The organism is Nocardioides sp. Root240, assembly GCF_001428825.1.
Taxonomy (GTDB): domain Bacteria; phylum Actinomycetota; class Actinomycetes; order Propionibacteriales; family Nocardioidaceae; genus Nocardioides.
Window position 1 is genome coordinate 642,052 of sequence record NZ_LMIT01000002.1, and the last position, 23,441, is coordinate 665,492.

General features: G+C 71.7%; 22 protein-coding genes and 1 riboswitch. Of the genes, 18 read left to right on the top strand and 4 right to left on the bottom strand.

Features of this window, described 5'->3' with window-relative positions:
* The first annotated feature begins 18 nt into the window (after positions 1 to 18).
* The 14 genes from ASE20_RS06110 (at position 19) to ASE20_RS06175 (ending at position 13,448) form a co-directional block, all read left to right on the top strand.
* Positions 19 to 1,380: a hemolysin family protein gene (locus ASE20_RS06110; protein ID WP_056893614.1), complete on the top strand. Its 1,362-nt coding sequence runs from the start codon at positions 19 to 21 to the stop codon at positions 1,378 to 1,380.
* Complete coding sequence (locus ASE20_RS06115) at positions 1,373 to 2,425, top strand: hemolysin family protein (protein ID WP_056893615.1); 1,053 nt, start codon at positions 1,373 to 1,375, stop codon at positions 2,423 to 2,425. Before ASE20_RS06110 ends, ASE20_RS06115 begins: the two co-directional genes overlap by 8 nt.
* On the top strand, positions 2,406 to 3,050 hold the full coding sequence (locus tag ASE20_RS06120) for a CDP-alcohol phosphatidyltransferase family protein (RefSeq protein ID WP_082612185.1): 645 nt from the start codon (positions 2,406 to 2,408) through the stop codon (positions 3,048 to 3,050). Before ASE20_RS06115 ends, ASE20_RS06120 begins: the two co-directional genes overlap by 20 nt.
* Positions 3,051 to 3,053: 3 nt before the next feature.
* Positions 3,054 to 3,899 carry a DUF881 domain-containing protein gene (locus ASE20_RS06125; RefSeq protein ID WP_056893616.1) on the top strand — a complete coding sequence of 282 codons (846 nt, stop codon included), beginning with the start codon at positions 3,054 to 3,056 and terminating at the stop codon, positions 3,897 to 3,899.
* Positions 3,896 to 4,228: a small basic family protein gene (locus ASE20_RS06130; protein ID WP_056893617.1), complete on the top strand. Its 333-nt coding sequence runs from the start codon at positions 3,896 to 3,898 to the stop codon at positions 4,226 to 4,228. Before ASE20_RS06125 ends, ASE20_RS06130 begins: the two co-directional genes overlap by 4 nt.
* Positions 4,221 to 5,021 carry a DUF881 domain-containing protein gene (locus ASE20_RS06135; RefSeq protein WP_082612186.1) on the top strand — a complete coding sequence of 267 codons (801 nt, stop codon included), beginning with the start codon at positions 4,221 to 4,223 and terminating at the stop codon, positions 5,019 to 5,021. Before ASE20_RS06130 ends, ASE20_RS06135 begins: the two co-directional genes overlap by 8 nt.
* A gap of 50 nt (positions 5,022 to 5,071) precedes the next feature.
* Entirely contained in the window at positions 5,072 to 5,461 is a 390-nt protein-coding gene (gene gcvH / locus ASE20_RS06140; protein WP_056893618.1) for a glycine cleavage system protein GcvH, read from the top strand.
* Between the two features lie 46 nt (positions 5,462 to 5,507).
* The gene (locus ASE20_RS06145; protein ID WP_056893619.1) at positions 5,508 to 6,035 is read left to right on the top strand and encodes an FHA domain-containing protein; all 528 of its coding nucleotides are present in this window, start codon (positions 5,508 to 5,510) and stop codon (positions 6,033 to 6,035) included.
* Positions 6,036 to 6,039: 4 nt separating this feature from the next.
* A complete protein-coding gene (locus ASE20_RS06150) occupies positions 6,040 to 6,771 on the top strand; it encodes a MerR family transcriptional regulator (protein WP_056893620.1) in 732 nt (243 codons plus the stop codon).
* A 270-nt stretch (positions 6,772 to 7,041) separates the two neighbouring features.
* Positions 7,042 to 7,512 carry a bifunctional nuclease family protein gene (locus tag ASE20_RS06155; protein ID WP_056893621.1) on the top strand — a complete coding sequence of 157 codons (471 nt, stop codon included), beginning with the start codon at positions 7,042 to 7,044 and terminating at the stop codon, positions 7,510 to 7,512.
* Positions 7,513 to 7,663: 151 nt separating this feature from the next.
* Positions 7,664 to 8,263 (top strand): MerR family transcriptional regulator, encoded by a 600-nt coding sequence (locus ASE20_RS06160; RefSeq protein WP_056893622.1) that lies wholly within the window; start codon positions 7,664 to 7,666, stop codon positions 8,261 to 8,263.
* Between the two features lie 32 nt (positions 8,264 to 8,295).
* A riboswitch (glycine riboswitch) is annotated at positions 8,296 to 8,397 on the top strand.
* 80 nt (positions 8,398 to 8,477) lie between these two features.
* Complete coding sequence (gene gcvP, locus ASE20_RS06165; RefSeq protein ID WP_056893623.1) at positions 8,478 to 11,300, top strand: aminomethyl-transferring glycine dehydrogenase; 2,823 nt, start codon at positions 8,478 to 8,480, stop codon at positions 11,298 to 11,300.
* Positions 11,297 to 12,598 (top strand): serine hydrolase domain-containing protein, encoded by a 1,302-nt coding sequence (locus ASE20_RS06170; protein WP_056893624.1) that lies wholly within the window; start codon positions 11,297 to 11,299, stop codon positions 12,596 to 12,598. Before gcvP ends, ASE20_RS06170 begins: the two co-directional genes overlap by 4 nt.
* 7 nt (positions 12,599 to 12,605) lie before the next feature.
* Positions 12,606 to 13,448 carry an acyl-CoA thioesterase domain-containing protein gene (locus ASE20_RS06175; RefSeq protein ID WP_056893625.1) on the top strand — a complete coding sequence of 281 codons (843 nt, stop codon included), beginning with the start codon at positions 12,606 to 12,608 and terminating at the stop codon, positions 13,446 to 13,448.
* 15 nt (positions 13,449 to 13,463) lie between these two features.
* Here the strand turns inward: ASE20_RS06175 and ASE20_RS06180 are convergent, their stop codons facing one another.
* The 3 genes from ASE20_RS06180 to pepN form a co-directional block, all read right to left on the bottom strand.
* A complete protein-coding gene (locus ASE20_RS06180; protein WP_056893626.1) occupies positions 13,464 to 14,024 on the bottom strand; it encodes a hypothetical protein in 561 nt (186 codons plus the stop codon).
* 74 nt (positions 14,025 to 14,098) lie between these two features.
* On the bottom strand, positions 14,099 to 15,469 hold the full coding sequence (rmuC, locus tag ASE20_RS06185) for a DNA recombination protein RmuC (RefSeq protein ID WP_157538613.1): 1,371 nt from the start codon (positions 15,467 to 15,469) through the stop codon (positions 14,099 to 14,101).
* A gap of 71 nt (positions 15,470 to 15,540) precedes the next feature.
* Complete coding sequence (pepN, locus tag ASE20_RS06190; RefSeq protein ID WP_056893627.1) at positions 15,541 to 17,997, bottom strand: aminopeptidase N; 2,457 nt, start codon at positions 17,995 to 17,997, stop codon at positions 15,541 to 15,543.
* 28 nt (positions 17,998 to 18,025) lie between these two features.
* Here pepN and ASE20_RS06195 point away from each other — a divergent pair, with 28 nt between their 5' ends.
* Positions 18,026 to 18,922 carry an oxidoreductase gene (locus ASE20_RS06195; RefSeq protein ID WP_056893884.1) on the top strand — a complete coding sequence of 299 codons (897 nt, stop codon included), beginning with the start codon at positions 18,026 to 18,028 and terminating at the stop codon, positions 18,920 to 18,922.
* Between the two features lie 152 nt (positions 18,923 to 19,074).
* Here ASE20_RS06195 and ASE20_RS06200 read toward each other — a convergent pair whose 3' ends face one another.
* The gene (locus ASE20_RS06200; protein WP_056893628.1) at positions 19,075 to 19,806 is read right to left on the bottom strand and encodes a peptidylprolyl isomerase; all 732 of its coding nucleotides are present in this window, start codon (positions 19,804 to 19,806) and stop codon (positions 19,075 to 19,077) included.
* Between the two features lie 51 nt (positions 19,807 to 19,857).
* On the opposite strand from ASE20_RS06200, the gene ASE20_RS06205 reads away from it, so the two are divergent.
* The 3 genes from ASE20_RS06205 (at position 19,858) to ASE20_RS06215 (ending at position 23,315) form a co-directional block, all read left to right on the top strand.
* On the top strand, positions 19,858 to 20,727 hold the full coding sequence (locus tag ASE20_RS06205; RefSeq protein ID WP_056893629.1) for an LLM class F420-dependent oxidoreductase: 870 nt from the start codon (positions 19,858 to 19,860) through the stop codon (positions 20,725 to 20,727).
* 200 nt (positions 20,728 to 20,927) lie between these two features.
* A complete protein-coding gene (locus tag ASE20_RS06210) occupies positions 20,928 to 22,568 on the top strand; it encodes an ABC-F family ATP-binding cassette domain-containing protein (RefSeq protein ID WP_056893630.1) in 1,641 nt (546 codons plus the stop codon).
* Between the two features lie 51 nt (positions 22,569 to 22,619).
* Positions 22,620 to 23,315, top strand: coding sequence for a CatB-related O-acetyltransferase (locus ASE20_RS06215; protein ID WP_056893631.1), 696 nt, complete (start codon positions 22,620 to 22,622; stop codon positions 23,313 to 23,315).
* The last annotated feature ends 126 nt before the right edge of the window (positions 23,316 to 23,441 follow it).

Consider the following 23,441-nt stretch of genomic DNA (forward strand, 5'->3'; position numbering starts at 1 on the left):
CACTCACGAAGGACCTCGATGACCGCCTGGCTCTTGCTGGGGCTCGCCATCCTGCTCGTCCTGGCCTGCGGGCTCTTCGTCGCCGCCGAGTTCGCGCTCGTCACCGTCGACCGCAACCAGGTCGACCGCGACGCCGCCGCCGGCGACGCCACCGCGATCGGCGTGCAGAAGGCGCTCCGCGCGCTGTCGACGCAGCTGTCAGGGGCGCAGGTCGGCATCACGATCACCAACCTGGCCATCGGCTTCCTGGCCGAGCCCGCGATCGCGGAGCTGCTCCGCGGGCCGCTCGAGGACGCCGGCGTCTCCGAGGGCGCCGTCGGACCGATCGCCGTGACGACGGGCCTGGTGCTGAGCACGCTTTTGACGATGCTGATCGGCGAGCTGGTCCCGAAGAACGTCGCGATCTCGCTGCCCTACGCCACCGCACGCCTGACCCAGGGCCCGATGCGCGGGTTCACCGCGGTGGCCCGCGGCCCGATCAAGGTGCTCAACGGCAGCGCCAACGCGATCGTGCGCCGCTTCGGCATCGAGCCGCAGGAGGAGCTGCGCTCGGCGCGCAGCGTCACCGAGCTGGCCTCGCTGATCCAGCGCTCCGCCGACGAGGGAACCCTCGACGCCGACACTGCCGAGCTGATGGAGCGCTCGGTGGAGTTCGGCACCCGCACGGCCGGCGAGATCATGACCCCACGGGTCCGGACCCGCTCGCTCGAGATCAACGACCGCGCCAGCGCCGTCATCGCCCTCGCGCGCGAGACCGGCAACTCCCGCTTCCCGGTCCTCGACGACACCGACGCGGTCGTCGGCACGGTGCACGTCAAGAACGCCGTGGCGCTGCCGCTCCACGAGCGGGCGACCACCAAGGTCAAGCACCTGATGGCCAAGCCGATCGTGGTGCCGGACTCGCTGCGCCTCGACCCGCTGCTCGCGCTGCTGCGTGCCGACGGCTTCCAGATGGCGATCGTGCTCGACGAGTACGGCGACCACGCGGGCATCGTCACCCTCGAGGACGTCATCGAGGAGATCGTCGGCGACATCGCCGACGAGCACGACCGGCTGGGGAGCCGCGGGCGCCTGCGCCGCGACGGCACCTGGTCGCTGTCCGGACTGCTCCGTCCCGACGAGGTCGAGGACCTCACCGGCGTCCAGCTGCCCGAGAACGAGGACTACGACACGGTGGCCGGACTGGTGCTCAAGGTGCTGGGCCGGATCCCGTCGACGGGCGACCACGCCGTCGTACCGCTGCCGGTGGTAGGGGACGACGAGGACGTGCCGCCCCGCCGGGCGGTGCTGACCGTCGACCACATGGACGGCCTGCGCATCGACCGACTGACCCTGCGCGTCGAGGACGTGCCGCACGAGGAGGACCCGACCGATGGGTGACTTCGGTGGCGTCCTGCTCGCCGTCGCGCTGCTCGCGGCCAACGCCTTCTTCGTCGGCGCCGAGTTCGCGCTGATCTCCGCTCGCCGCAGCCAGATCGAGCCGCGCGCCCAGGCCGGGTCGCGGATGGCGAAGATCACGCTGACCGCGATGGAGCAGGTCTCGCAGATGATGGCGGGCGCCCAGCTCGGCATCACGGTCTGCTCGCTCGGCCTCGGTGCCGTCGGCGAGCCCGCGCTCGCGCACCTGATCGAGCCGGTCTTCCACGAGCTGCACGTGCCCGACGAGTGGTTGCACCCGGTCGCCTTCGTGATCGCGATGACGATCGTGGTCTTCCTCCACGTCGTGCTCGGCGAGATGGTGCCCAAGAACATCGCCATCGCCGGCCCCGACCGGGCCGCGCTGCTCCTCGGGCCTCCGATGTACGGCGTCGTGCTGGTGCTGCGCCCACTGATCGTCTCGATCAACGCGGTCGCCAACGCCATCCTGCGCCTGGTGCGGATCGAGCCGAAGGACGAGCTCGGCAGCACCTACACCCGCGAGGAGGTCGCGGCGCTGGTCGAGGAGTCGCACGGCGAGGGCCTGCTCGCGGAGGACGAGTACGACCGCCTCTCCGGCGCGCTCGGGTTCACCGAGAAGACGGTCGCGGAGGTGACCATGACCCCCGACTCGCTGTCGACCGTCGTCCGCGGTTCGACCGGGGCCGACGTCGAGGCCCTCTGTGCCGCGACCGGCTTCAGCCGCTTCCCGGTCACCGCCGAGGGCGAGCTGGTCGGCTACCTCCACATCAAGGACGTGCTGGAGCCCGACGAGGAGCGTCGCGAGCGCCCGGTCGCCGACCGCTGGATCCGGCCCTTCGCGACGGTCAGCTCCGACACCCTGCTCCACGACGCGCTCGAGGTGCTCCAGCGCCGCGGCGCGCACATGGCGAGGGTGGTCGCGGCGGACGGCACGACGCTCGGGGTCGCCGCCCTCGAGGACGTGATCGAGGAGCTCGTCGGAGAGATCCGCGACGCGGCGCACTCCGATGACACGGCGACGTCATAGGGTGTCGTCCGTGGGTGAGGCGGTGACGCGCAACGGGCGTTCGACCGATCGGGTGCTGACCGTTCCGAACGCGATCAGCGCCTCGCGCCTGCTCGGCGTACCCCTGTTCCTCTGGCTGGTCCTCGGCCCCGAGGCCGACGTCTGGGCGCTCGTCGTGCTGATGGTCTCCGGCGTCACCGACTTCCTCGACGGCTGGCTGGCCCGCAAGCTCGACCAGACCTCCGAGCTCGGCCGCCTGCTCGACCCCGTCGCCGACCGGCTCTACATCCTCGCCGTCGTGGTCGGGCTGGCCCTGCGCGACGTCATCCCGTGGTGGGTGGCGCTGTCGCTGCCGCTGCGCGACCTGCTGCTGTGGGGCCTCGTGCCGCTGCTGCGCACCCGCGGCTACAGCGCCCTGCCGGTCCACTTCCTCGGCAAGGCCGCCACGTTCAACCTGCTCTACGCCTTCCCGCTGCTCCTCCTCGGCGACGGCGACGGCACCGTCGCGACGCTGGCCAAGGTCTTCGGCTGGTCGCTCGCCGGCTGGGGGATCGGGCTCTACTGGTGGGCCGGCGTGCTCTACGCCTGGCAGGTCCGCAAGCTGCTCGCGACGACCGAGCCCCGCAACCGCTCGGGCGGACGGTAGGCAATGTCCACCGAGCCCGTCGACCGCGCCCGCACCCCGCTCCTCGCCCTGATCACCCAGGAGGCGCTGGACCGGGACTACCAGACCGCCGCCTCACGGCGCGGCCCGGACGAGCGAGAGAGCGCCGGGCTGCGGGTCGCCGTGGTGGGCGTCGTCGCCGTCTTCGCGATGCTGGTGACGGTCGCGGCGGTGCAGACCAATGCGAACGCCGACGTCGACGACGCCAGCCGGGCCACGCTGATCGGCCGCATCGAGGCCCGCCGCAGCGCGGTCGCCGACCTCCAGGACCAGATCGCGGCGCTGCGCAAGGACAACACGGCGGCCGAGGACCGCCTGCGCAGCCTCGGCTCCCGGTACGGCGACGTGCAGGCCCGCCGCGCCAGCCTCGGCGCGCTGACGGGCTTCGAGGTGGTCCGCGGCGACGGCATCCGGGTCACCCTCGACAACGAGCAGTACGCCGACGAGGACCACCAGGTCCGCGACAGCGACATCGCCCTGCTGGCCAACGGCCTCTGGGAGGCCGGCGCGGAGGCCATCGCCGTCAACGGCCAGCGCCTGACGGCGGCGAGCGGCATCCGGACCTCGGGCGACGCGATCGAGGTCAACCTGATCGGGATCGCGCCGCCGTACACGGTCCTGGCGGTCGGTGACCGGGGCGCGCTGTCGTCGCGGTTCGTCGACACGCAGAGCGGGCTGCAGTTCATCTCGCGGGTCAACACGTTCGGCTTCTCCTACGACGTGGAGAATGAGGACGACCTGCGGCTGCCGGCCGCGCCCGCCTCGCTGCGGGTGCTGCGGTCGGCGACCTACCAACCCAACCCCAAGGTCGATGGAGGTGGCGCCCCGTGATCGCGGTGCTCGGACTACTGGTCGGCATCGGACTGGGCCTGGTGTTCCAGCCCGACGTGCCCCTCTCCCTCGAGCAGTACCTCCCGATCGCGGTCGTGGCGGCCCTCGACGCGGTGTTCGGCGCACTGCGCGCCTACCTCGACGGGATCTTCGACGACAAGGTCTTCGTCGTCTCCTTCCTCAGCAACGTTGTGATCGCGGCCGGCATCGTCTACCTCGGCGACCGCCTCGGCGTCGGCGGGCAGCTCTCGACCGGCGTCGTCGTCGTCCTCGGCATCCGGATCTTCACCAACGTGGCAGCCATCCGGAGGCACGTGTTCCATGCCTGACCCCGCCGAGCCCGACCCGGACGTGGTGCCGGAGCCGGATCCGCCTGCACCCGCGGCGGCGCCCGGCCCGCAGGTGACACCGACCGACCGGCTCAAGCGAGCACTGCTGCGTCCGTCGCGGCGGCAGGTCGTCGCGGGTCTGCTGATGGCGCTGGTCGGCTTCGCAGCCGTCACCCAGGTCCGCGTCGCCGGCACCGACGACACCTACTCGGGCCTGCGTGAGCAGGAGCTCATCGACCTGTTCAGCGCGCTGTCGGGCACCCGCCAGCGCACCGAGGCCGAGATCGACCGGCTCGAGGGCGTCGCGTCCGACCTGCGCGACGACACCACCAAGCGGCAGACCGCGCTCGACCAGGCCGAGACCGAGGTCGACACCCTGACGATCCTCGCCGGGCTGGTGCCGGTCACCGGCCCGGGCGCGCGGATCACCATCACCGAGGACGAGGGCCGGATCCGCCTGTCGACGATGCTCGACACGATCCAGAGCCTGCGCACCGTCGGCGCCGAGGCGATCGCGATCAACGGCACGGTCCGTGTCGTCGCCCAGACCTCCATCGAGGAGACCGAGGGCGGCTTCCTCATCGACGGCGAGCGGGTCGAGGCGCCGTACGTCATCGACGCCATCGGGGAGCCCGACGTCCTCGCCGGCGCGATCTCCTTCACCCTCGGGCCCAAGAAGCAGATCGAGGACGACGGGGGAGAGGTCGACGTGCGCCAGCTGCGTGCCGTCGACATCGAGGCCGTCACCGATCGCGACGAGACGCGTTACGCCCTGCCCGATCAGGGCCAGTAGCTGTCGGGGCATCCACCGTGATGTCGCGGCCATGCCCTAGCCTTGCCGCCATGACGAACCCGGCTGATCTCAAGTACACCGTCGAGCACGAGTGGCTGCGCTCGCCCGGCGAGGCCGCGGGCTCGGTCCGCGTCGGCATCACGGACTTCGCCCAGGACGCCCTCGGCGACATCGTCTACGTCTCGCTGCCCGAGGTGGGCGCTGCCGTCACGGCCGGCGACGCGTGCGGTGAGCTCGAGTCGACCAAGTCCGTCAGCGACGTCTACGCCCCGGTCACCGGCGAGATCGTCGCCGTCAACGAAGCGCTCGACGCCACCCCCGAGCTGGTCAACAACGACCCCTACGGCGCCGGATGGCTCTTCGAGGTCGTGCCCGCCACCCCCGCCGACGTCGACGGACTTCTCGACGCGGCCGCGTACGAGGCCCAGCTCGACGCCTGATCCGGTACGTTCGTAACCAGCCGTCCCGGACCCAAGGAGTTTCCAGATGCCGTTCTGCACCGCCTGTGGCCGGCAGAACCCTGACGACGCCCGCTTCTGCTCGCAGTGCGGCACCCGGCTCGTCGAGCCCGACGCCACGCAGACCGTGCCCGCCGTACCCACCGACGCGACCGCGACCATCCAGTTCGGCGCCGGTGCGACCGACCGGGCCGAGACGTCCGACCGCGCGCTGAGCGCCGTCGACGCCGCTGCGGTCGACGCGCTGCCCGTTGGCCACGCGCTCCTCGTCGTGCAGAAGGGTCCCGGCGCCGGGAGCAGGTTCCTGCTCGACGCCGACGAGGTCTCCGCGGGGCGCCACCCCGAGAGCGGCATCTTCCTCGACGACGTCACGGTCTCGCGCCGCCACGCCGTCTTCCGCCGCGCGGGCGACAGCTTCACCGTCGAGGACGCCGGGAGCCTCAACGGCACCTACGTCAACCGCGACCGCATCGAGAAGGCGCACCTGAAGGACAGCGACGAGGTCCAGGTCGGCAAGTACCGCCTGGTCTTCTTCGCGGGTCACGAGAGCCACTGACGTCGTGGTCGCTGCCGTCGCCCGCGGCGAGCGGGAGCCGCTGCTCAACATCGGTCAGGTCCTCGACCTGCTGCGCACGGACTTCGAGGACATCAGCATCCCGAAGATCCGCTTCCTCGAGTCCGAGGGCCTGATCAAGCCGGAGCGCACGCCGGCGGGCTACCGCAAGTTCTCCACCTCCGACATCGGCCGGCTGCGCTACATCCTGCGGATGCAGCGCGACCACTACCTCCCGCTGAAGGTGATCGGGGAGCACCTCGACGCGATGGAGCGCGGCCTCGAGCCGCCCGCACCCGAGCCGGTCGTCCCGACCGTGCCCAAGGTCGCCATCGGCTCCGACGGCATGCCCGCACCGGAGTCCTTCCGCCGTACCGACAAGCTGCGGCTCTCGCGCAAGGAGCTCATCAAGGTGGCCGAGATCGACGAGGCACTGCTTGCCCAGCTCGAGGAGTTCGCCCTCATCACGCCGTCGGCGACCGGGCACTACGACACCGACGCCCTGGTGATCGCGCAGACCGCGAGCGAGCTCGCCGACTTCGGCATCGAGCCCCGCCACCTCCGCGGCTTCCGTGCCGCCGCCGACCGCGAGGTCGGGCTGATCCAGCAGGTCGTGACCCCTCGCCGCGGCCGCGACGCCGGTGCGGCCGCACGCGCCGAGGAGCAGGTCAGCGAGATCGCCGCCCTCTCCGTCCGTCTGCACGCGACGCTGGTCAAGGCGGGTCTGCGGCGCATCTGACCGCCGGGCGGTCGTGATCCCTGCGTTTGGGCAGGAACTGCAGGTTCCGCGGCCTGTTTTCTGCGGTTTGGGACCAAACCGCAACTGTTTCGACGTCGATCCTGCGGCCACACCCCGCTGCGCCCGCTGGCGTTGGGAGGCCCCTCCATTGGGCAGGAACTGCAGATCCGGAGGCCGAATTGTTGCGGTTTGGGACCAAACCGCAACAACTTCGCCGACCGCGCCGCCCACCCCCGATGGGGGCGACCGCCAGCGCAGTAGGCTGAGGACATGCGCGAGGTGGATGTCCTGGGAGTCCGGGTGGAGATGCCGTCCAACCAGCCCATCGTGCTGCTGCGCGAGACGTCCGGGGACCGCTACGTGCCGATCTGGATCGGCGCCGTGGAGGCCACGGCGATCGCGTTCGCGCAACAGGGTGTCGTCCCACCCCGGCCGCTGACGCATGACCTGATGAAGGAGCTCCTGGCCGCGACCGGCAGCGAGCTGTCGGAGGTCCGGATCACCGACGTCAAGGACGGCGTGTTCTTCGCGACGCTGGTCCTGGCGTCCGGTGTCGAGGTGAGCGCGCGGCCGTCCGACTCGATCGCCCTCGCCCTGCGCACCGGTACGACGATCTACTGCTCCGACGACGTCCTGGCCGAGGCCGGCATCTCCGCGCCGGCCGAGGAGGAGGACGAGGTCGAGGCCTTCCGCGAGTTCCTCGACCACGTGTCGCCGGAGGACTTCGAGTCCGGACAGTGACGGACAGTCCCTCAGCCTCAAGTTGAGCCTGAGGGTTTTTGACGACACGCCCGGTGACGTCTTTGACCGGCCCGACACCGGCGCCGTACCTTGATGAAGTCGTGAATGACAGCAGTGCAATGCAGTGCCCCTTGAATCCTGCGGAGGACCCGTGAACGAGCAGCAGCCCGAGAAGGTCGGTCAGGACACGGCCGCAGCAACGGCTGTCGCCGAGGAGCAGGGTCTGCTCTTCACCGACGACGTGTCCCCGCTTCCCAGTGACCTCGGCTACCGCGGTCCGACCGCGTGCAACGCCGCGGGGATCACCTACCGCCAGCTCGACTACTGGGCTCGCACCGGCCTGATCGAGCCGAGCGTCCGCGGCGCCAAGGGCTCCGGCTCGCAGCGGCTCTACAGCTTCCGCGACATCCTGATCCTCAAGATCATCAAGCGTCTTCTCGACGCGGGCATCTCGCTGCAGAACATCCGCACCGCCGTCAGCCACCTGCGCGAGCGGGGCACCGACGACCTGACCCAGGTCACGCTGATGAGCGACGGCGCCTCGGTCTACGAGTGCACCAGCAATGACGAGGTCATCGACCTTCTCCAGGGCGGTCAGGGCGTGTTCGGCATCGCCATCGGCGGCGTGTGGCGTGAGATCGAGGGCACGCTCGCGCAGCTGCCCAGTGAGAGCGCCAGCGAGACCGAGCAGGCCGAGGACGTCTCGGGCGACGAGCTCGCTGCGCGCCGTGCGGCCCGCAACGCCGGCTGAGCGCGCCTTTCGTTGTAATCTGTACCCGCTGTTCATCCCGCACGGGAGAGTCAGGACGCGTCGCTGACGTGGGCCTGCGCCGAAGGGGCAATTCCTCCCCGGAACCTCTCAGGCGCCCGGACCGTGCGGAGCAGGCAACTCTGGAGGCGCAGTGACGCGCCGACAGAGGGGGAGGGCTCGATCCTTTTCGATCCCCGAGGAAGCCTGCCTGCTGATGAGCGCCCCCTTCGTCAACCGACACATCGGTCCCGACAACGACCAGGTCGAGACCATGCTCGACCGTCTCGGCTACGCGTCCATCGACGCCCTGATGGACGCCGCGGTGCCGAAGTCCATCCGCTCGGCCGACGAGCTGTCGCTGCCCGACGCCGTCTCCGAGGAGGCCGCCGCTGCAGAGCTGCGCGCCCTTGCCGGCGCGAACGGGCCGGGCGAGCCGATGATCGGCCTGGGCTACCACGCGACCGTGACGCCCGCGGTCATCCGCCGCAACGTGCTCGAGGACCCGAGCTGGTACACCGCCTACACGCCCTACCAGCCGGAGATCTCGCAGGGCCGCCTCGAGGCGCTCATCAACTTCCAGACGATGGTCTCCGACCTCACGGGCCTGACCACCTCGGGCTCGTCCCTCCTCGACGAGGGTACGGCGGCGGCCGAGGCCGTCGCGCTGGCCTTCCGCGCCAACCGCAAGGCCTCCGGCCCGTTCGTCATCGACGCCGATGCGCTCCCGCAGACCATCGACGTCGTCCGCACCCGCGCCGAGGGCATCGGGGTCGAGATCCTCGTCGCCGACCTGACCGACGGCCTGCCCGAGGGTGAGGTGTCCGGCGTCCTGATCCAGTACCCCGGCGCCTCCGGCCGGATCGCCGACATCAAACCCGTCATCGACGCCGTCCACGAGCGCGGCGGCCTGGCCGTCGTCGCCGCCGACCTGCTCGCACTCACCCTGCTCGAGGCGCCCGGCACGCTCGGTGCCGACGTCGTCGTCGGCTCGGCGCAGCGCTTCGGCGTCCCCCTGTTCTACGGCGGTCCGCACGCCGGCTTCATCAGCGTCCGCGAGGGCCTCGAGCGGCAGCTGCCGGGTCGCCTGGTCGGTGTCTCGGTCGACGCCGAGGGCCGCCCGGCCTACCGGCTCGCCCTGCAGACCCGCGAGCAGCACATCCGCCGCGACAAGGCGACGTCCAACATCTGCACCGCCCAGGTGCTGCTCGCCGTGACCGCCGGCATGTACGCCGTCTACCACGGCCCGCAGGGCCTCAAGGAGATCGCCGGCGACATCCACGGGCTGGCCCGCCGCGCCGCGGCCTCCCTCGCCGCAGCCGGCATCGAGGTCGTCAACGAGAGCTTCTTCGACACCCTGAACGTCCGGGTGCCCGGCCGCGCCGAGGCCGTCGTCGCCGCGGCCCGGGAGGCGTCCGTCCACCTGCGCCTCGTCGATTCCGACACCGTGGGCATCGCGTTCGGCGAGTCCGCCGGCGAGGCGACGCTGGTCGCCGTGCTGGCCGCCTTCGGGGTGAGCGCCGTGTCGGCCGAGGGAGAGGCCGGGTTGCCCGAGGACCTCGAGCGCACCACCGAGTTCCTGACCCACCCGGTGTTCAACACCCACCACAACGAGACCTCGATGCTGCGCTACCTGGCGCGGCTGTCGAACCGCGACTACGCGCTCGACCGCGGCATGATCCCGCTCGGCTCCTGCACGATGAAGCTCAACGCGACCACCGAGATGGAGCCGATCTCGCTCGCCGGCTTCGCCAACCTCCACCCGTTCGTCCCCGCCGCGGATGCCGACGGCTACCGCGTCATGATCGAGCAGCTCGAGGACTGGCTCGCCGAGGTCACCGGCTACGACCGGGTCTCCATCCAGCCGAACGCCGGTGCGCAGGGCGAGTTCGCGGGCATGCTCGCGATCCGCAACTACCACCGCGCCAACGGGCAGGGCCAGCGCGACGTCTGCCTGATCCCGTCGTCGGCCCACGGCACCAACCCGGCGTCGGCGGTCATGGTCGGCATGAAGGTCGTCGTGGTGAAGGCAGGAGACGACGGCACCGTCGACCTCGACGACCTGCGCGCGAAGTGCGAGCAGTACTCCGAGACCCTCGCCGCGATCATGGTGACCTACCCGTCGACGCACGGCGTCTACGAGGAGACCATCACCGAGCTCTGCGACCTGGTCCACGAGCACGGCGGCCAGGTCTACGTCGACGGCGCCAACTTCAACGCCCTGCTCGGCTACGCCCAGCCCGGCAAGTTCGGCGGCGACGTCTCGCACCTCAACCTCCACAAGACCTTCTGCATCCCCCACGGCGGCGGCGGTCCCGGCGTGGGTCCGGTCGCGGTGCGCGCGCACCTGGCGCCGTACCTCCCGACGCACCCGCTGCACCCCGACGCCGACCGGCGCGCGGGCACGGGCGCGATCAGCGCGGCGCCGTACGGCTCGGCCGGGATCCTGCCGATCTCGTGGGCCTACATCCGGATGATGGGTGCGCAGGGCCTGACCCGCGCGACCGCCGTCGCGGTGCTGTCGGCCAACTACGTCGCGGCCCGCCTCGGCGAGCACTTCCCGGTGCTCTACCGCGGCGAGTCCGGCCTGGTCGCCCACGAGTGCATCCTCGACCTGCGCGGCATCACCGCGGAGACGGGCGTCTCGGTCGACGACGTCGCGAAGCGACTCATCGACTACGGCTTCCACGCGCCGACGATGTCGTTCCCGGTCGCCGGCACGCTGATGGTGGAGCCGACCGAGTCCGAGGACCTCGCCGAGCTGGACCGGTTCTGTGACGCCATGATCGCGATCAAGGGCGAGATCGACCAGGTGGCGGCGGGGGAGTGGGCCGTCGACGCCTCGCCCCTGCACCACGCGCCGCACACCGCCCGCGCCCTGGTCGGCGAGTGGGACCGCGCGTACTCCCGCGAGGTGGCGGTCTTCCCGGCCGGCATCACCGTCGACAAGTACTGGCCGCCGGTCGCCCGCATCGACCAGGCCTACGGCGACCGCAACCTGGTGTGCGCGTGCCCGCCGATGGACGCCTACGCCGAGTGACCACCCCGTACGACGAGCGGCTGGCCGCGCTCCAGGGCGCGGGCCGGCTGCCGTCGGTCGTCGCGGGCGTCGCCCTGGGCGGCGCGTGCACCTGGACCGGGTGCGTCTCGGTGCTGCCGGACGCGCCCGAGCTGTCCGTGGGCTCGGCGTACCGGATCGGGTCGATCACCAAGACCCTCACCGCGGTGCTCGTTCTCCAGCTGCGCGACGAGGGACGGCTGGACCTGACCGATCCCGTGGGCCGGTTCGTGCCGGAGACCGGCTACGCCCCGGTCACCCTGCGCCAGCTCCTGTCGCACACCGGCGGCCTGCAGAGCGAGCCCGCCGGGTCGTGGTGGGAGCGGGTCGAGGGCGGCTCGTTCGACGCGCTGATGGCGGCGAACGACGGCTCCGGCCGGGTGGCCTCGGCGGGGGAGCTCTACCACTACTCCAACCTCGGCTTCGCGCTCCTCGGCGAGGTCGTCGCCCGGCTCCGGGGTGCGAGCTGGTGGGAGGTGGTGCAGCAGCGGCTGCTCGGCCCGCTGGGCATGAGCGCCACGTCGTACCGGACTCCGAGGGACCACGCCCCCGGCCGCAGCGTCGACCACTTCGCGCACACGCTGACGGCCGAGCCCCACGCCGACACCGGAGCGATGGCGCCGGCCGGGCAGCTGTGGAGCACGGTCGCGGACCTGCTGCGCTGGGCCGACTTCCTGGCCGCCGGGCATCCCGACGTGCTCGCGGTGGAGACGCTGGCCGAGATGGCGGCGCCTGCCGACGACGACGTCGACGCCTACGGGCTGGGGCTGCGCCGGCTGCAGGTCGGCGAGCGCACCTGGATCGGCCACACCGGCTCCATGCCCGGATTCCAGGCATCGTTGTTCGTCGACCGTGCCACCCGCGACGCCGTCGTCGCGCTGGCCGACGCCACCACGGGGCTGCGCCCCGAGCTGGTGCCCGCGACGCTGACCGGACTGCTGCCGGCGCCGGCCGCTTCGCGGTGGACGCCGTCGTCGTCCCCGGTGCCGGGCGAGGTCGCCTCCCTGCTCGGGCTGTGGTTCTGGGGCAACACCGGCTTCGGCTTCGAGTGGATCGACGGCGAGCTGGTCGCGCGCGACCTGCGGACCGCCGAGCTCCACGAGCGCTTCGTCGCCGGCCCCGACGGCTGGCTCGGCACGGAGGGCTACCACCGCGGCGAACGACTGCTCGTCCGGCGCGGCCCGGCGCAGGAGGTCGCGAGCCTCGAGTGCGCCACGTTCGTCTACACCCGCACGCCCTACGCCCCGGGGGTGAGCATCCCCGGCGGGCATCCGGCATGATGGGTGCATGAACGAGAACACGTTCCAGTTTTGCTGGTTCCGGCGCAACGGGGACCTGTTCGAGCCCCAGCCCCTGGCACAGAGCCTGTGGCGCGCCGACCAGATGCACGGTGTCGCCGTCAGCGGCCTGCTGGCCCGCGCCCTCGAGGCCGTCGTCGCGGATGCCGGGCGGACCGAGCTGGTGCCCGCGCGGTACCACGTCGACCTGTTCCGTCCGGCACGGATGGCCCCCACCAGCGCCCGGGCGACGATCGTCAAGGAAGGCCCGCGACTGACCCTCGTCGACGCGGTCGTCGAGCAGGAGGGTGAGGTCATGGCGCGCGCGAGCGCGACCTTCCTGCTGCCGTCCGAGAACGCCTCCGGCGCGGTGTGGTCCTCGCCCGAGCCGCGGCCGACGCCGCCGCCACGGGAGATCGCGCCGGACGACGTCGAGCACCACGTCCCGATCTTCGCCAGCGATGCGCCGTGGTCGGACAACTTCGGCGAGCACCAGAACGGCGGACGCCACGCGACGTGGCACATCGCCGTACCGATCGTGCTCGGCGAGGCGTGCACACCCTTCCAGGCCGTCGCGTCGATCGCGGACGCGACGAGCATGGTGACCAACTGGGGAGCGGGTGGGGTGGAGTACATCAACACCGACATCTCGCTCGCCCTGACGCGGGCTGCCACCGGGATCTCGATCGGGCTGCGGGCCACGGACCACCTGGCGTCGGCCGGGATCGCCGTCGGAACAGCTGAGGTGTTCGACCGCGACGGATCCTTCGGCACCGCCACCGTCACCTCCCTCGCCAACTCCCGCCGGACGGTCGACCTGTCCGGCGGGGTCGGCGTCGAGGGCAGTGCCTGACGGCAGGCGCCGCGGTCAGTCGCTGGTCACGACGATGTAGAACCGCTTGCGTGCACCCGCCTGGGTCACCGAGCCGTCGCTGTTGCGCGGGCTGACCACGAAGTGACGGTCGTTGTTGGTGCCGCCGGGTGCACACGCCACGACCCCGGCCAGGCCGCACACGGTGGCGGAGATCTCCCCGGAGAACTCGGGGTTCGCGTCCGGACCTGCGGCTCGGCCGTTGGTGATCGCGTCGCCGTTCTGGTCGAGCTGGTTCTGCAGCGCGATGGTGGCGACGATGCCGTTGTCACCGAGGCTCTCGCCCGCGTCGATGTAGACGTTGCCTGCAGCGCGCAGCGAGTTGTCGCCGGTCGTCGACGTGTTGGCCAGGGTGGGATAGGCCGCGGCGACGGTGAAGCCGCCCGACTGGGCCTCGATCTCACCGTTGGCGTTGACCAGCAGCCAGCGCTCCTGGCCCGGACGTCCGTTCTCCGAGGGGTTGCCCTGCTGGGCGGTCGCCCAGGTGGCACCGCCCACGGTCAGGGCGAGGGCGGAGAATCCGACGACGAGGGCTGAGCTGGGCGAGACGTTGCGCATGGTGACCTCCGGAGCGAGAGTGATCTGTCACACACGCTTCGGAGCGACGCCCGCCCCGGATGGTAAAGGTTTGCTCATCCCGCCTGGGAGTCGTCGACGACGTCGGCGTCGGTGACGTCGAAGTCGAAGGTGAGCTCGTCGCGGTCGAGGTCGGCGATGGCGGCGAACTCGCTGCTGGTGAGGGCCTTGGGGGACTCCTCGATCTCCTTGGGTGCGGGGATCGAGGCGAGGGGATCGGCGGCGTTGAGCTTGCGCGCAGCCGGGAGCACGGAGCGCTCGAGCGAGCCGGTGAACGCGTTGTAGTCCTTGACGCTGCGCTGGAGGGAGCGGCCGAGCTTGTCGACGTGCTCGGACATCTTCAGGATGCGGCGGTAGAGGACCTGGCCGAGGTCGAAGAGGGCCTGGGCGTCCTCGGTGAGGGCCTCCTGCTTCCAGGTGAAGGCGACCGTCTTGAGCAGGCCCCAGAGGTTGGTCGGGGTGGCCAGCACGACGCCCTGCTTGAAGGCGTGCTCCTGCAGCGACGGGTCGACCTCGAGGGCGGCGTTGAGGAGCTGCTCGTTGGGGATGAAGGCGACCGTGAACTCCGGGCTCGTGGTCAGGCCGGTCCAGTAGCCCTTGCGGGCCAGGACGTCGACGTGGCCGCGCACCTTGCGGGCGTGGTCCTCGAGCAGGCGCTGGCGCACCTCGGGGTCGATGCCCTCGCGGTGGGCGTCCATGAACGCGTTGTAGGGCACCTTGGCGTCGATCGCCATCTGCTTGCCGCCCGGCAGGTTGATCACCATGTCGGGGCGACGGGCACCCGAGTCGGCGTCCATCGTGTGCTGCAGCTCGAAGTCGACCCGGTTGAGCAGGCCAGCGGTCTCGACCAGCGTGCGCAGCTGGGTCTCGCCCCAGGCGCCGCGGACGGCGTTGTTCTTCAGGACCTGGGCGAGGGTGTCGGCGGCCTTGCGGGAGTCCTCGACCGAGCGCTGGGTGTGCCTGATCTGGGTGGCCAGCTCGGTGTGCTGCTGGACGCGCGCCTTCTCGAGGTCGTCGACCTTGCGCTGCATGGAGCGGAGGTGCTCGACCACCGGGGTCAGCGTCTTGAGGACCTGGGTCTGGCCGGCCTCGGCGCTCTCCCGCTCGCGCTGGACCTGCTCGCGCTCGCGCTGGGCCTGGCGCTGGTGCTCGGCGAGCGCCTGGTGCTGCTCGCGGGCGGCCTGCAGCGCCTGCCGGAGCTCGTCGGCACTGGTCTGCGCGGCGGCGAGGTCGGCCTCGATGGCCGAGCGGACCGCCGCCTCCTGCTGACGCAGCTCGGCCAGGGCGAGCTCGTGGCGCGCGGCCACCAGCGCCGGGTCCTCGGCGGGGGCCGGCGGCTCGGCGGGGACGAGGGTGGCCTGGCGCACCAGCCAGCCGACCCCCGCACCGAGCAGGAGACCGACGAGGAGAGCGAGCAGAACGACCATGGGGACAGTCAAACAGCGGGGCCCGACACAATGCCCGGGGCCACGCCGGTCACCCGGCGATCACCCGGCGATCAAGCAACGATCACCGCGAGGCGGCGCTCCAGTTCGTCGAGGTGGTCGGTCAGGCGTCGGCGTACGGCGCCCGGGAGATCGCGCTCGAGGGCGGCCCGGGCGGCCTCCACCGTCGCGGGGGAGAGGTGCGTGATCGGGAAGAACGCAGCGACGACGACACCCTGCACCCAGCCCTGGTGGGCGGCGACGATCTCGTCGAGGTGCGCGAAGTAGTCGTCGGCGTACCTCTGGGTGAGCCCGACCTGGTCGGGGCGCCACATGCCGAGGCCCGCCGCCTCGATCTCGTAGTTGGCGACCGACACCTCGCCGGTCGCCCGGGCCCAGGCGAACGCCTTGGCCTCGGGGGTGGGGAGCGAGGCGACCGCGCGGGCGTGGTGGACCGTCGCCGTGCCACTCGGGTCCGCGGCGAGCAACGCGTCCAGGGCCGCGCGGTCGGTGCCGCCGATCTCGGCGAGCCGGCGCAGGGCCTTCCACCGCAGGTCCGTGTCGGGCGCAATGCCGTCCGGCAGGTCCTCGCCCGCCGCCCAGCGCCCCAGCTGGTCCACGTCCCCGGCCGAGAGCAGTGCGGCGCGGAACGCCGACAGCTGCAGCTCGGAGCCGGCGTCGAGTCGGTCGAGGCTCGCCCGCACCGCCGCGTGGTAGCGCTCGGCCGTGCCCTCGGGCGCGACCATCAGCGCGTTCGAGAAGGTCCACGTGAGCAGGCCGCGGACGCCGTCGGACGTGTCCTCCACGGGCGGCGCCGCGACGAGCAGGTCGGCGACCTCTGCAGGCGTGACGGCACCGTCGAAGAGCGCCAGCCGGACGCTGTTCCACGTCGTCGCGCGCAGCTGCGGGTCGGCCATCGCCGGCAGCAGCGCGGGCAGCGCGGCCATCGTCACGGCGTCGGGCGGGCACACCGCCCAGGTCGCCTCGGTGGCGTCCAGCAGGACGGGGGAGTCGCCGACCTCGAGCGGTGTCTCCGCCGAGGTGAGTCGCGCCGGTGCGGCCTCCCACTCCCCGCCGCGGTGGACGGCGACGTCGAGCAGGTGCGTCCGCTCAGCCGGGTACGACGCCGGCGAGCTCCGCCGCACCACGCCTGCCGCCCGGTCGATCGTCAGCACGTCCGGCCCCGGCGTCAGCAACCAGTCCTGCACGAACCCGCTCAGGGCGGCGCCACCTGCTGCTCGTTCCCAGCTCGCGAACAGGTCGTGCATGGTCGCGTTGCCGAACCGGTGCAGTGCGAAGTGCTCCCGCACCCCACCGAGGAAGGCCTCGTCGCCCAGCCGGTGGGCGAGCTGCCGCAGCACGTTGGAGCCACGGGCGTAGGAGATGCCGTCGAAGTTCTGCAGGGCCGAGAGCGCGTCCTCGGCCGGGTTGCCGGCGACCGGGTGCGTCGTCGGGCGCGAGTCGGCGGTGATGCCCCAGACGCGGCGGGCGTAGGACTGGTGGATCCACGCGTCGTCGTACTGGGTGGCGTCGGCGATGACGCGGTAGCCCATGTACTCGGCGAAGGACTCGTTGAGCCACAGGTCGTCCCACCACTTGGGCGTGACGATGTTGCCGAACCACTGGTGGGCCATCTCGTGGGCGACCAGCGCGGCGCGGAAGCTGCGGTCGGCGCGGGTGCTGGCGCTCTCGAACAGCAGCGGGTCGCGGATCGTCACGCAGCCCGGGTTCTCCATCGCGCCGGCGTTGAACTCGGGCACGAACGCCTGGTGGTAGTCGCCGAACGGGTAGCGCACGCCGAACAGCCGGTGCAGCTCGTCGAAGGACTGCCGGGTCAGGGTGAACAGCTCGTCGGCCTCGCGGTCCAGCGTCCGGGCGAGGCTCTGCCGCGAGCTCAGGCCCAGCGCGATGCCGTCGTGCTCGTCGTCGAGCAGGTGGTAGGGACCGGCGACCACGGTGACGAAGTAGGTCGCCAGAGGTGGCGTGGGGCCGAGCTCCCAGCGTCGTACGGCGCCCTCGGAGCCGACCTCGCGGGCCGGGGCGTTGCCCCGCACGAGCCACTCGGCGGGCGCCGTCACCCGCATCGTGTACGGGGCCTTGAGGTCGGGCTGGTCGAAGCACGCGAACACCGACGGGGCCGCGTCCATGAAGGACATGCCGTAGACGTAGGCACGTCCGTCGGCCGGGTCCACCGAGCGGTGCAGGCCCTCGCCGTCGTTGCGGAAGCCCATCGTCGCCTCGACGACGAGCTCGTGATCGCCCGCGGAGAGGTCGAGCGGCACCCGGCCTCCCGCGAGCAGGTCGGGGGAGAGGTCGGCGCCGTCGAGGGTGAGGCGGTGCAGCGCCCGCGGCTTCACCTCCACGAAGGTGTGCGCGGCCGTGCTCGCGAACCTGATCGTGGTGCGCGACGCAAACACGTCGTCGGCCACGGAGAGGTCGAGCTCGACGTCGTACGACGCCACGGTGAGCGCCGCCGCGCGGTGCTCGGCCTCGGCGCGGGTGAGGCTCACGACCACGTTCTCGCTGCTCATCGCGCCAGCCTATGGGAGCCTTCGGTCCATGCGTCCGTGGACCCAGGTGCCTCCCCAGCAGGGGCGGCGATTCGTCATCACCGGCTCCAACGGGGGGCTCGGCCTCGAGACCGCCCGGATCCTCGGCTCCCGCGGCGCGGAGGTCGTGATGGCCTGCCGCAGCGTCGAGAAGGCCGAGGCCGCGGCACGCACCGTCCCGGGGCACGACAGGGGCCGGGTCGTCGTCCGCCAGCTCGACGTCAGCGACCTGGGATCGGTGCGCCGCTTCGTCAGCGGCCTCGCCGCCGAGGGGCGTCCGGTCGACGTGCTCATCAACAACGCCGGTGTCCTCGGCGTCCCGTACGCCGTGTCGGCCGAGGGCGTCGAGATGCACTTCGCGACCAACTACCTCGGGCACTTCGCCCTGACGCTGGGCCTGGTGCCGCTGCTGACGGACCGGGTGGTGGTGATCAGCTCGCGCGAGCACCGCTCCGGCGCGATCGACCTGGACGACCTCGGCTGGAGGACGCGGGGCTACCGCCCCTTCCAGGCGTACGGCGACTCCAAGCTCGCCGACCTGCTGTTCATGCGGGAGCTGGACCGCCGGCTCCGCGCCTCGGGCTCACCGCTGCGAGCCGTCGCGGCGCACCCGGGCGCGTCCGCGACCGGCATCACCAGCGGCAGCGGGCACCCCGTGGTCACCTGGATCGGCCACCACGGCTCGCGCCTGGTCAGCATGCCGGCGTGGCGCGGAGCCCTCTGCACGGTGTACGCCGCGACGACCGACGTCGACGGCGGCACCTACATCGGTCCGCACGGGCGCACCGAGCTCTGGGGCTGGCCGGCGCCCGCGCGGATGTCGCCGAAGGCGGACGACGAGGTGCTCGCCCGCGCACTGTGGGAGCGCTCGGTCGAGCTGACCGGGGTCGACCTGCCGGCTGGATGAGCAAGTCCAAGCTCTCGCACGCTGAGCACCACTCAGCATCCACGTCGGCTGCGTTGCCGACGCTCGACGTGCGCCCAGCATGCCTTCGCGCCGACGCCTTGCCGACGCGGCGCCGAGCGGCGCTCAGAGCACGATCCCTTGGACTTGCTCATCTAGTCCTTTTTGACGGACTCGATCTTGACCGGCGTGACGGGCGCGCCGTCCTGGGCGCCGGCGGGCGTCACACCAGCGGCCGCGGCCGCGTCGATCGCCTTGAGGCCCGCCTTGTCGACCGTGCCGAAGACGGTGTAGCTCGGCGGCAGGCCGGTGTCGCCGTAGACGATGAAGAACTGCGAGCCGTTGGTGTCGGGACCTGCGTTGGCCATGGCAAGGGTGCCCGAGCCGTAGGTCTCGGAGCCGCTGAGCTCGTCGGCGTACGCGTAGCCCGGGCCACCCGCGCCGGTGCCGGTCGGGTCGCCGCACTGGAGCACCTTGAAGCCGTCTGCCACGGTCAGGCGGTGGCAGGACGTGCCGTCGTAGTAGCCCTGGCCGGCCAGGGACAGGAACGAGTTGACGGTGCAGGGGGCGTTGTCGGCATCGAGGGTGAACTGCAGCGTGCCGATCGAGGTCGTGACCTTCGCGCCGACCTTCCCGCTGTAGGCCGCCGTGGCCGGCGGCAGCTCGACGTCGCCGCCCGAGCCGTCGGGGGTGTAGGTGCACGACGCCGAACCGGGCGCCCCGCCATCGGCGGTCTCGGTCGTGGCGGGGTCGCTGGGCGTCCCCGTGCTGTCGGAGCTGGCGTCGGTCGAGGTGTCGGTCGCCTTCTCGTCACCGTCGTCGCTGCAGGCGGACAGGGTGGCGAGCAGGAGCAGGGCCGGGACCCCGGCGAGCAGGCGAGAGCGCATGGGCGGCATCGTACGCAGACACCCTGTGCGGGACCGGCATAGGTTGGCGGCATGGACCTCGGCATCCACTACGCGACCTTCACCCACCCCGACTGGCGCTCCACGCTCGCCGATCGGCTCGAGGCGACCGTGCGGGTCGCCGACCAAGGAGGCATCTCCCTGGTCACCGTGATGGACCACTACTTCCAGATGGTCGACTTCGGCGGTCCCTTCGAGCCGATGCTCGAGGGATACACGACGCTCGGCTACCTCGCCGGCCGCACGGAGAACGTCGACCTCGGGCTGCTCGTGACCGGGGTGACCTACCGCCATCCCGGACTCCTCGCGAAGATCGTCTCCACCCTCGACGTGCTCTCCCGCGGGCGGGCGTGGCTGGGGATCGGCGCCGCCTGGTACGACCGCGAGCATGCGGGCCTCGGCGTACCGTTCCCACCGCTGGCCGAGCGCTTCGAGCGGCTGGAGGAGACGATCCGGATCTCCGAGCAGATGTGGAGCGACGACGACGGGCCGTTCGAGGGCACGCACTACCAGCTCGCCGAGACGATCTGCCTGCCGCGGCCGGTGCGGGGCCGGGTGCCGCTGATGATCGGTGGCCAGGGCGAGCGCAAGACGCTGCGAATGGTCGCCCGGTACGCCGACGCGTGCAACCTCTTCACGGGGGAGGGGGTGTCGGGTGTGGCGGGCAAGCTCGAGGTGCTGCGGCGGCACTGCGACGATCTCGACCGCGACTACGACGCGATCCGCAAGACGATCCTCTGGTTCGGTGACCCGGTCGGCGAGGCGGACCGGTTCGCGAGCGAGATGGAGGAGTACGCCCGGTTGGGAGTCACGCTGGCCACCGCCATGCCGGCGTCGGACGACCCCGAGGCCTGGGCCGCCGAGCTCGTCGAGAAGGTGCGTCCACGGGTCGACGGACTCTGAGGGTTCACGCCACCAGGTCCGCCGCCGGTCGACCGAAGAGGTAGCCCTGGGCACGGTCGCACCCGATCCCGCGCAGGAACGCGCGTTGGGTCGTTGAGCGTTTCGCCTCCTGGTCGGGGGACGCGCCGCGGGCTCTGGGACGATGGAGGGATGAAGGCGGCGGAGATCCTCACCCGGCCGGAGCGCGTTGGGCGTCGGCGGTGAGTGCGACCCTGAAGGTGGACGGGCTGTCCGCCGGCCACGGCGCCACTGCCTTGTTCAGCGGCCTCGACCTCGTCGTCGCACCCCGCGACGTGATCGGGCTCGTCGGCCCCAACGGGGCCGGCAAGTCCACCCTGCTGCGCACGCTCGCAGGAGAGCTGAGCCCGGAGGACGGCAGCGTCACGCTGGCCCCGGCCTCCGCGACGATCGGCTACCTGCCGCAGGAGACCGAGCGGCGCGTGGGGGAGACGGTGCGGGAGTTCCTCGCCCGTCGTACCGGCGTGGCGGCGGCGCAGGCCGCCTTCGACCACGCCACCGCGCAGCTCGAGGCGGAGGAGCCCGGCGCCGACGACGCGTACGCCGAGGCGCTGGACCGCTGGCTCGCCCTCGGCGCGCCGGACCTCGACGAGCGGGCCGAGGCGGTCTGTGCCGACGTCGGGCTGGCCGTCGACCTCGTGCAGCCGATGACGTCGCTGTCCGGCGGTCAGGCGGCTCGTGCCGGGCTCGCCAGCCTGCTGCTCTCGCGCTACGACGTCTTCCTGCTCGACGAGCCGACCAACGACCTCGACCTCGACGGCCTCGCCCGGCTCGAGCGCTTCGTGCTGGACCTGTCCGTCGCTGCCGTGATCGTCAGCCACGACCGCGAGTTCCTCGCCCGCACGGTCAACCGGATCGTCGAGCTCGACCTGCACCAGCGCGCCATCAACGTCTACGGCGGCGGCTACGAGTCGTGGCTGCAGGAGCGGGAGATCGCCCGCCGCCACGCTCGCGAGGCCTACGACGAGTACGCCGGCACGGTCGCGCAGCTCCAGGCACGCGCCTCCACGCAACGCGCCTGGGCCGCCCAGGGTGTCCGCAACGCGCGGCGCAACATCAACAACGAACCGGACAAGTCGGTGCGTCGGTTCCGTGCCGAGTCGAGTGAGAAGCAGGCCGCCAAGGTGCGCCAGTCCGAGCGGGCGCTCGAACGGCTCGAGGAGGTCGAAGAGCCGCGCAAGGAGTGGGAGCTCCGGCTCGAGATCGCGGCCGCGCCGCGCTCGGGCGCGGTCACCGCGGCGCTCCGGGAGGCCGTCGTACAGCGAGGGGCGTTCACGTTCGGACCGGTCTCGCTCGAGCTCGGTTGGGCCGAGAAGATCGCCATCACCGGTCCCAACGGCGCCGGCAAGTCGAGCCTGCTCGCCGCCCTGCTCGGCCGGCTGCCGCTGACCTCCGGCGAGGCCTTCCTCGGGCCCGGCGTCGTCGTGGGCGAGGTCGACCAGGCGCGACGGCTGTTCGAGGGCGACGTACCGCTGGTCGATGCCTTCCAGGCACAGGTGCCGGACTGGGCGCCCGAGCCGGTGCGCACGTTGCTGGCGAAGTTCGGGCTCAAGACCGACCACGTCGTACGACCGGCGTCGACGCTGTCGCCGGGGGAGAGGACCCGGGCCGCGCTGGCGCTGCTCCAGGCCAGGGGAGTGAACCTGCTCGTCCTCGACGAGCCCACCAACCACCTCGACCTCCCGGCGATCGAGCAGCTCGAGGAGGCGCTGTCCTCCTACCCCGGCACGCTGCTCCTGGTGACGCACGACCGGCGGATGCTGGCGGCCGTCGCGACCACCCGCGAGCTGCACGTCGAGGCCGGCCGGGTCAGCGAACGCTGACCTCGCGGGTCCTCCGGACGCCGACGGCGGATCCCGGTAGCCTCTGGCCCCGTGACGCCCCCGTCCCCCCTGATCGAGCCCACCGTTCCCCCCGAGCCACGCTGGGTCTGGAAGCGCAGCACCGCCCAGTTCCTGCGTGCGGTCCGCAACGTCAACAAGCGGCGCCTCGTCAACGCCAAGCACCGCGTGCGGTTCTACCGCGACGACATCGTCGCGGCCCGGAAGTCGCACGTGGACGTCGGCGTCGTGATCGGCCGGGGCACGCGGATGAGCGAGCCGTCGTACCTGGAGCCGTGCACGATCGGCAGCTACTGCGCGATCGGTGGACGCCTGATCGTGCGCAGCGGCAACCACCTCATGAACTACCTCAACATCGAGGAGGACCTGCAGGTCCGCACGATCGGCGCCAAGTCGATCCTCGGGCCGCGGGAGCCCGTCAACATCGGCAACACGGTGTGGATCGGCGACTCGGTGATCATCCTGCCGGGTGTGCAGGTCGGCGACGGCGCCATCATCGGCGCCGGCAGTGTCGTGACCCGCGACGTGCCTGCGTACGCGTTCGTGGCCGGTGCGCCCGCGCGGTTCATCCGCTGGCGCTACCCGGAGCCGGTGATCGAGGTGATCACCGGCTTCGACTGGTGGAACTGGGACGACGACCGCCTGCGCCGCAACCGCGACCTGTTCGAGATCGACCTCGACACCGTCGACCCCGCCGAGCTCGCGGAGCGGATCCGCAACGCGAGGTGACCTGGGCTCGGGGAGCCCTCGTCGACGTTATGTCAGGTGCTTTCAGGGTGCGCGAGGCTGCATGAGCTCCACCAGGTTCCCGGAGGGGTCCTCCAGCAGGATGGGTGCACCGGCAGGTTGATCCGG

What these genes read in the sequence shown, in the direction of transcription:
- ASE20_RS06110 (WP_056893614.1), top strand. Translation starts at nt 19, where the DNA reads ATGACCGCCTGGCTCTTGCTGGGGCTCGCCATCCTGCTCGTCCTGGCC.
- ASE20_RS06115 (WP_056893615.1), top strand. Translation starts at nt 1,373, where the DNA reads ATGGGTGACTTCGGTGGCGTCCTGCTCGCCGTCGCGCTGCTCGCGGCC.
- ASE20_RS06120 (WP_082612185.1), top strand. Translation starts at nt 2,406, where the DNA reads ATGACACGGCGACGTCATAGGGTGTCGTCCGTGGGTGAGGCGGTGACG.
- ASE20_RS06125 (WP_056893616.1), top strand. Translation starts at nt 3,054, where the DNA reads ATGTCCACCGAGCCCGTCGACCGCGCCCGCACCCCGCTCCTCGCCCTG.
- ASE20_RS06135 (WP_082612186.1), top strand. Translation starts at nt 4,221, where the DNA reads ATGCCTGACCCCGCCGAGCCCGACCCGGACGTGGTGCCGGAGCCGGAT.
- gcvH (WP_056893618.1), top strand. Translation starts at nt 5,072, where the DNA reads ATGACGAACCCGGCTGATCTCAAGTACACCGTCGAGCACGAGTGGCTG.
- ASE20_RS06145 (WP_056893619.1), top strand. Translation starts at nt 5,508, where the DNA reads ATGCCGTTCTGCACCGCCTGTGGCCGGCAGAACCCTGACGACGCCCGC.
- ASE20_RS06155 (WP_056893621.1), top strand. Translation starts at nt 7,042, where the DNA reads ATGCGCGAGGTGGATGTCCTGGGAGTCCGGGTGGAGATGCCGTCCAAC.
- gcvP (WP_056893623.1), top strand. Translation starts at nt 8,478, where the DNA reads ATGAGCGCCCCCTTCGTCAACCGACACATCGGTCCCGACAACGACCAG.
- ASE20_RS06175 (WP_056893625.1), top strand. Translation starts at nt 12,606, where the DNA reads ATGAACGAGAACACGTTCCAGTTTTGCTGGTTCCGGCGCAACGGGGAC.
- ASE20_RS06180 (WP_056893626.1), bottom strand. Translation starts at nt 14,024, where the DNA reads ATGCGCAACGTCTCGCCCAGCTCAGCCCTCGTCGTCGGATTCTCCGCC.
- rmuC (WP_157538613.1), bottom strand. Translation starts at nt 15,469, where the DNA reads ATGGTCGTTCTGCTCGCTCTCCTCGTCGGTCTCCTGCTCGGTGCGGGG.
- pepN (WP_056893627.1), bottom strand. Translation starts at nt 17,997, where the DNA reads ATGAGCAGCGAGAACGTGGTCGTGAGCCTCACCCGCGCCGAGGCCGAG.
- ASE20_RS06195 (WP_056893884.1), top strand. Translation starts at nt 18,026, where the DNA reads ATGCGTCCGTGGACCCAGGTGCCTCCCCAGCAGGGGCGGCGATTCGTC.
- ASE20_RS06200 (WP_056893628.1), bottom strand. Translation starts at nt 19,806, where the DNA reads ATGCGCTCTCGCCTGCTCGCCGGGGTCCCGGCCCTGCTCCTGCTCGCC.
- ASE20_RS06205 (WP_056893629.1), top strand. Translation starts at nt 19,858, where the DNA reads ATGGACCTCGGCATCCACTACGCGACCTTCACCCACCCCGACTGGCGC.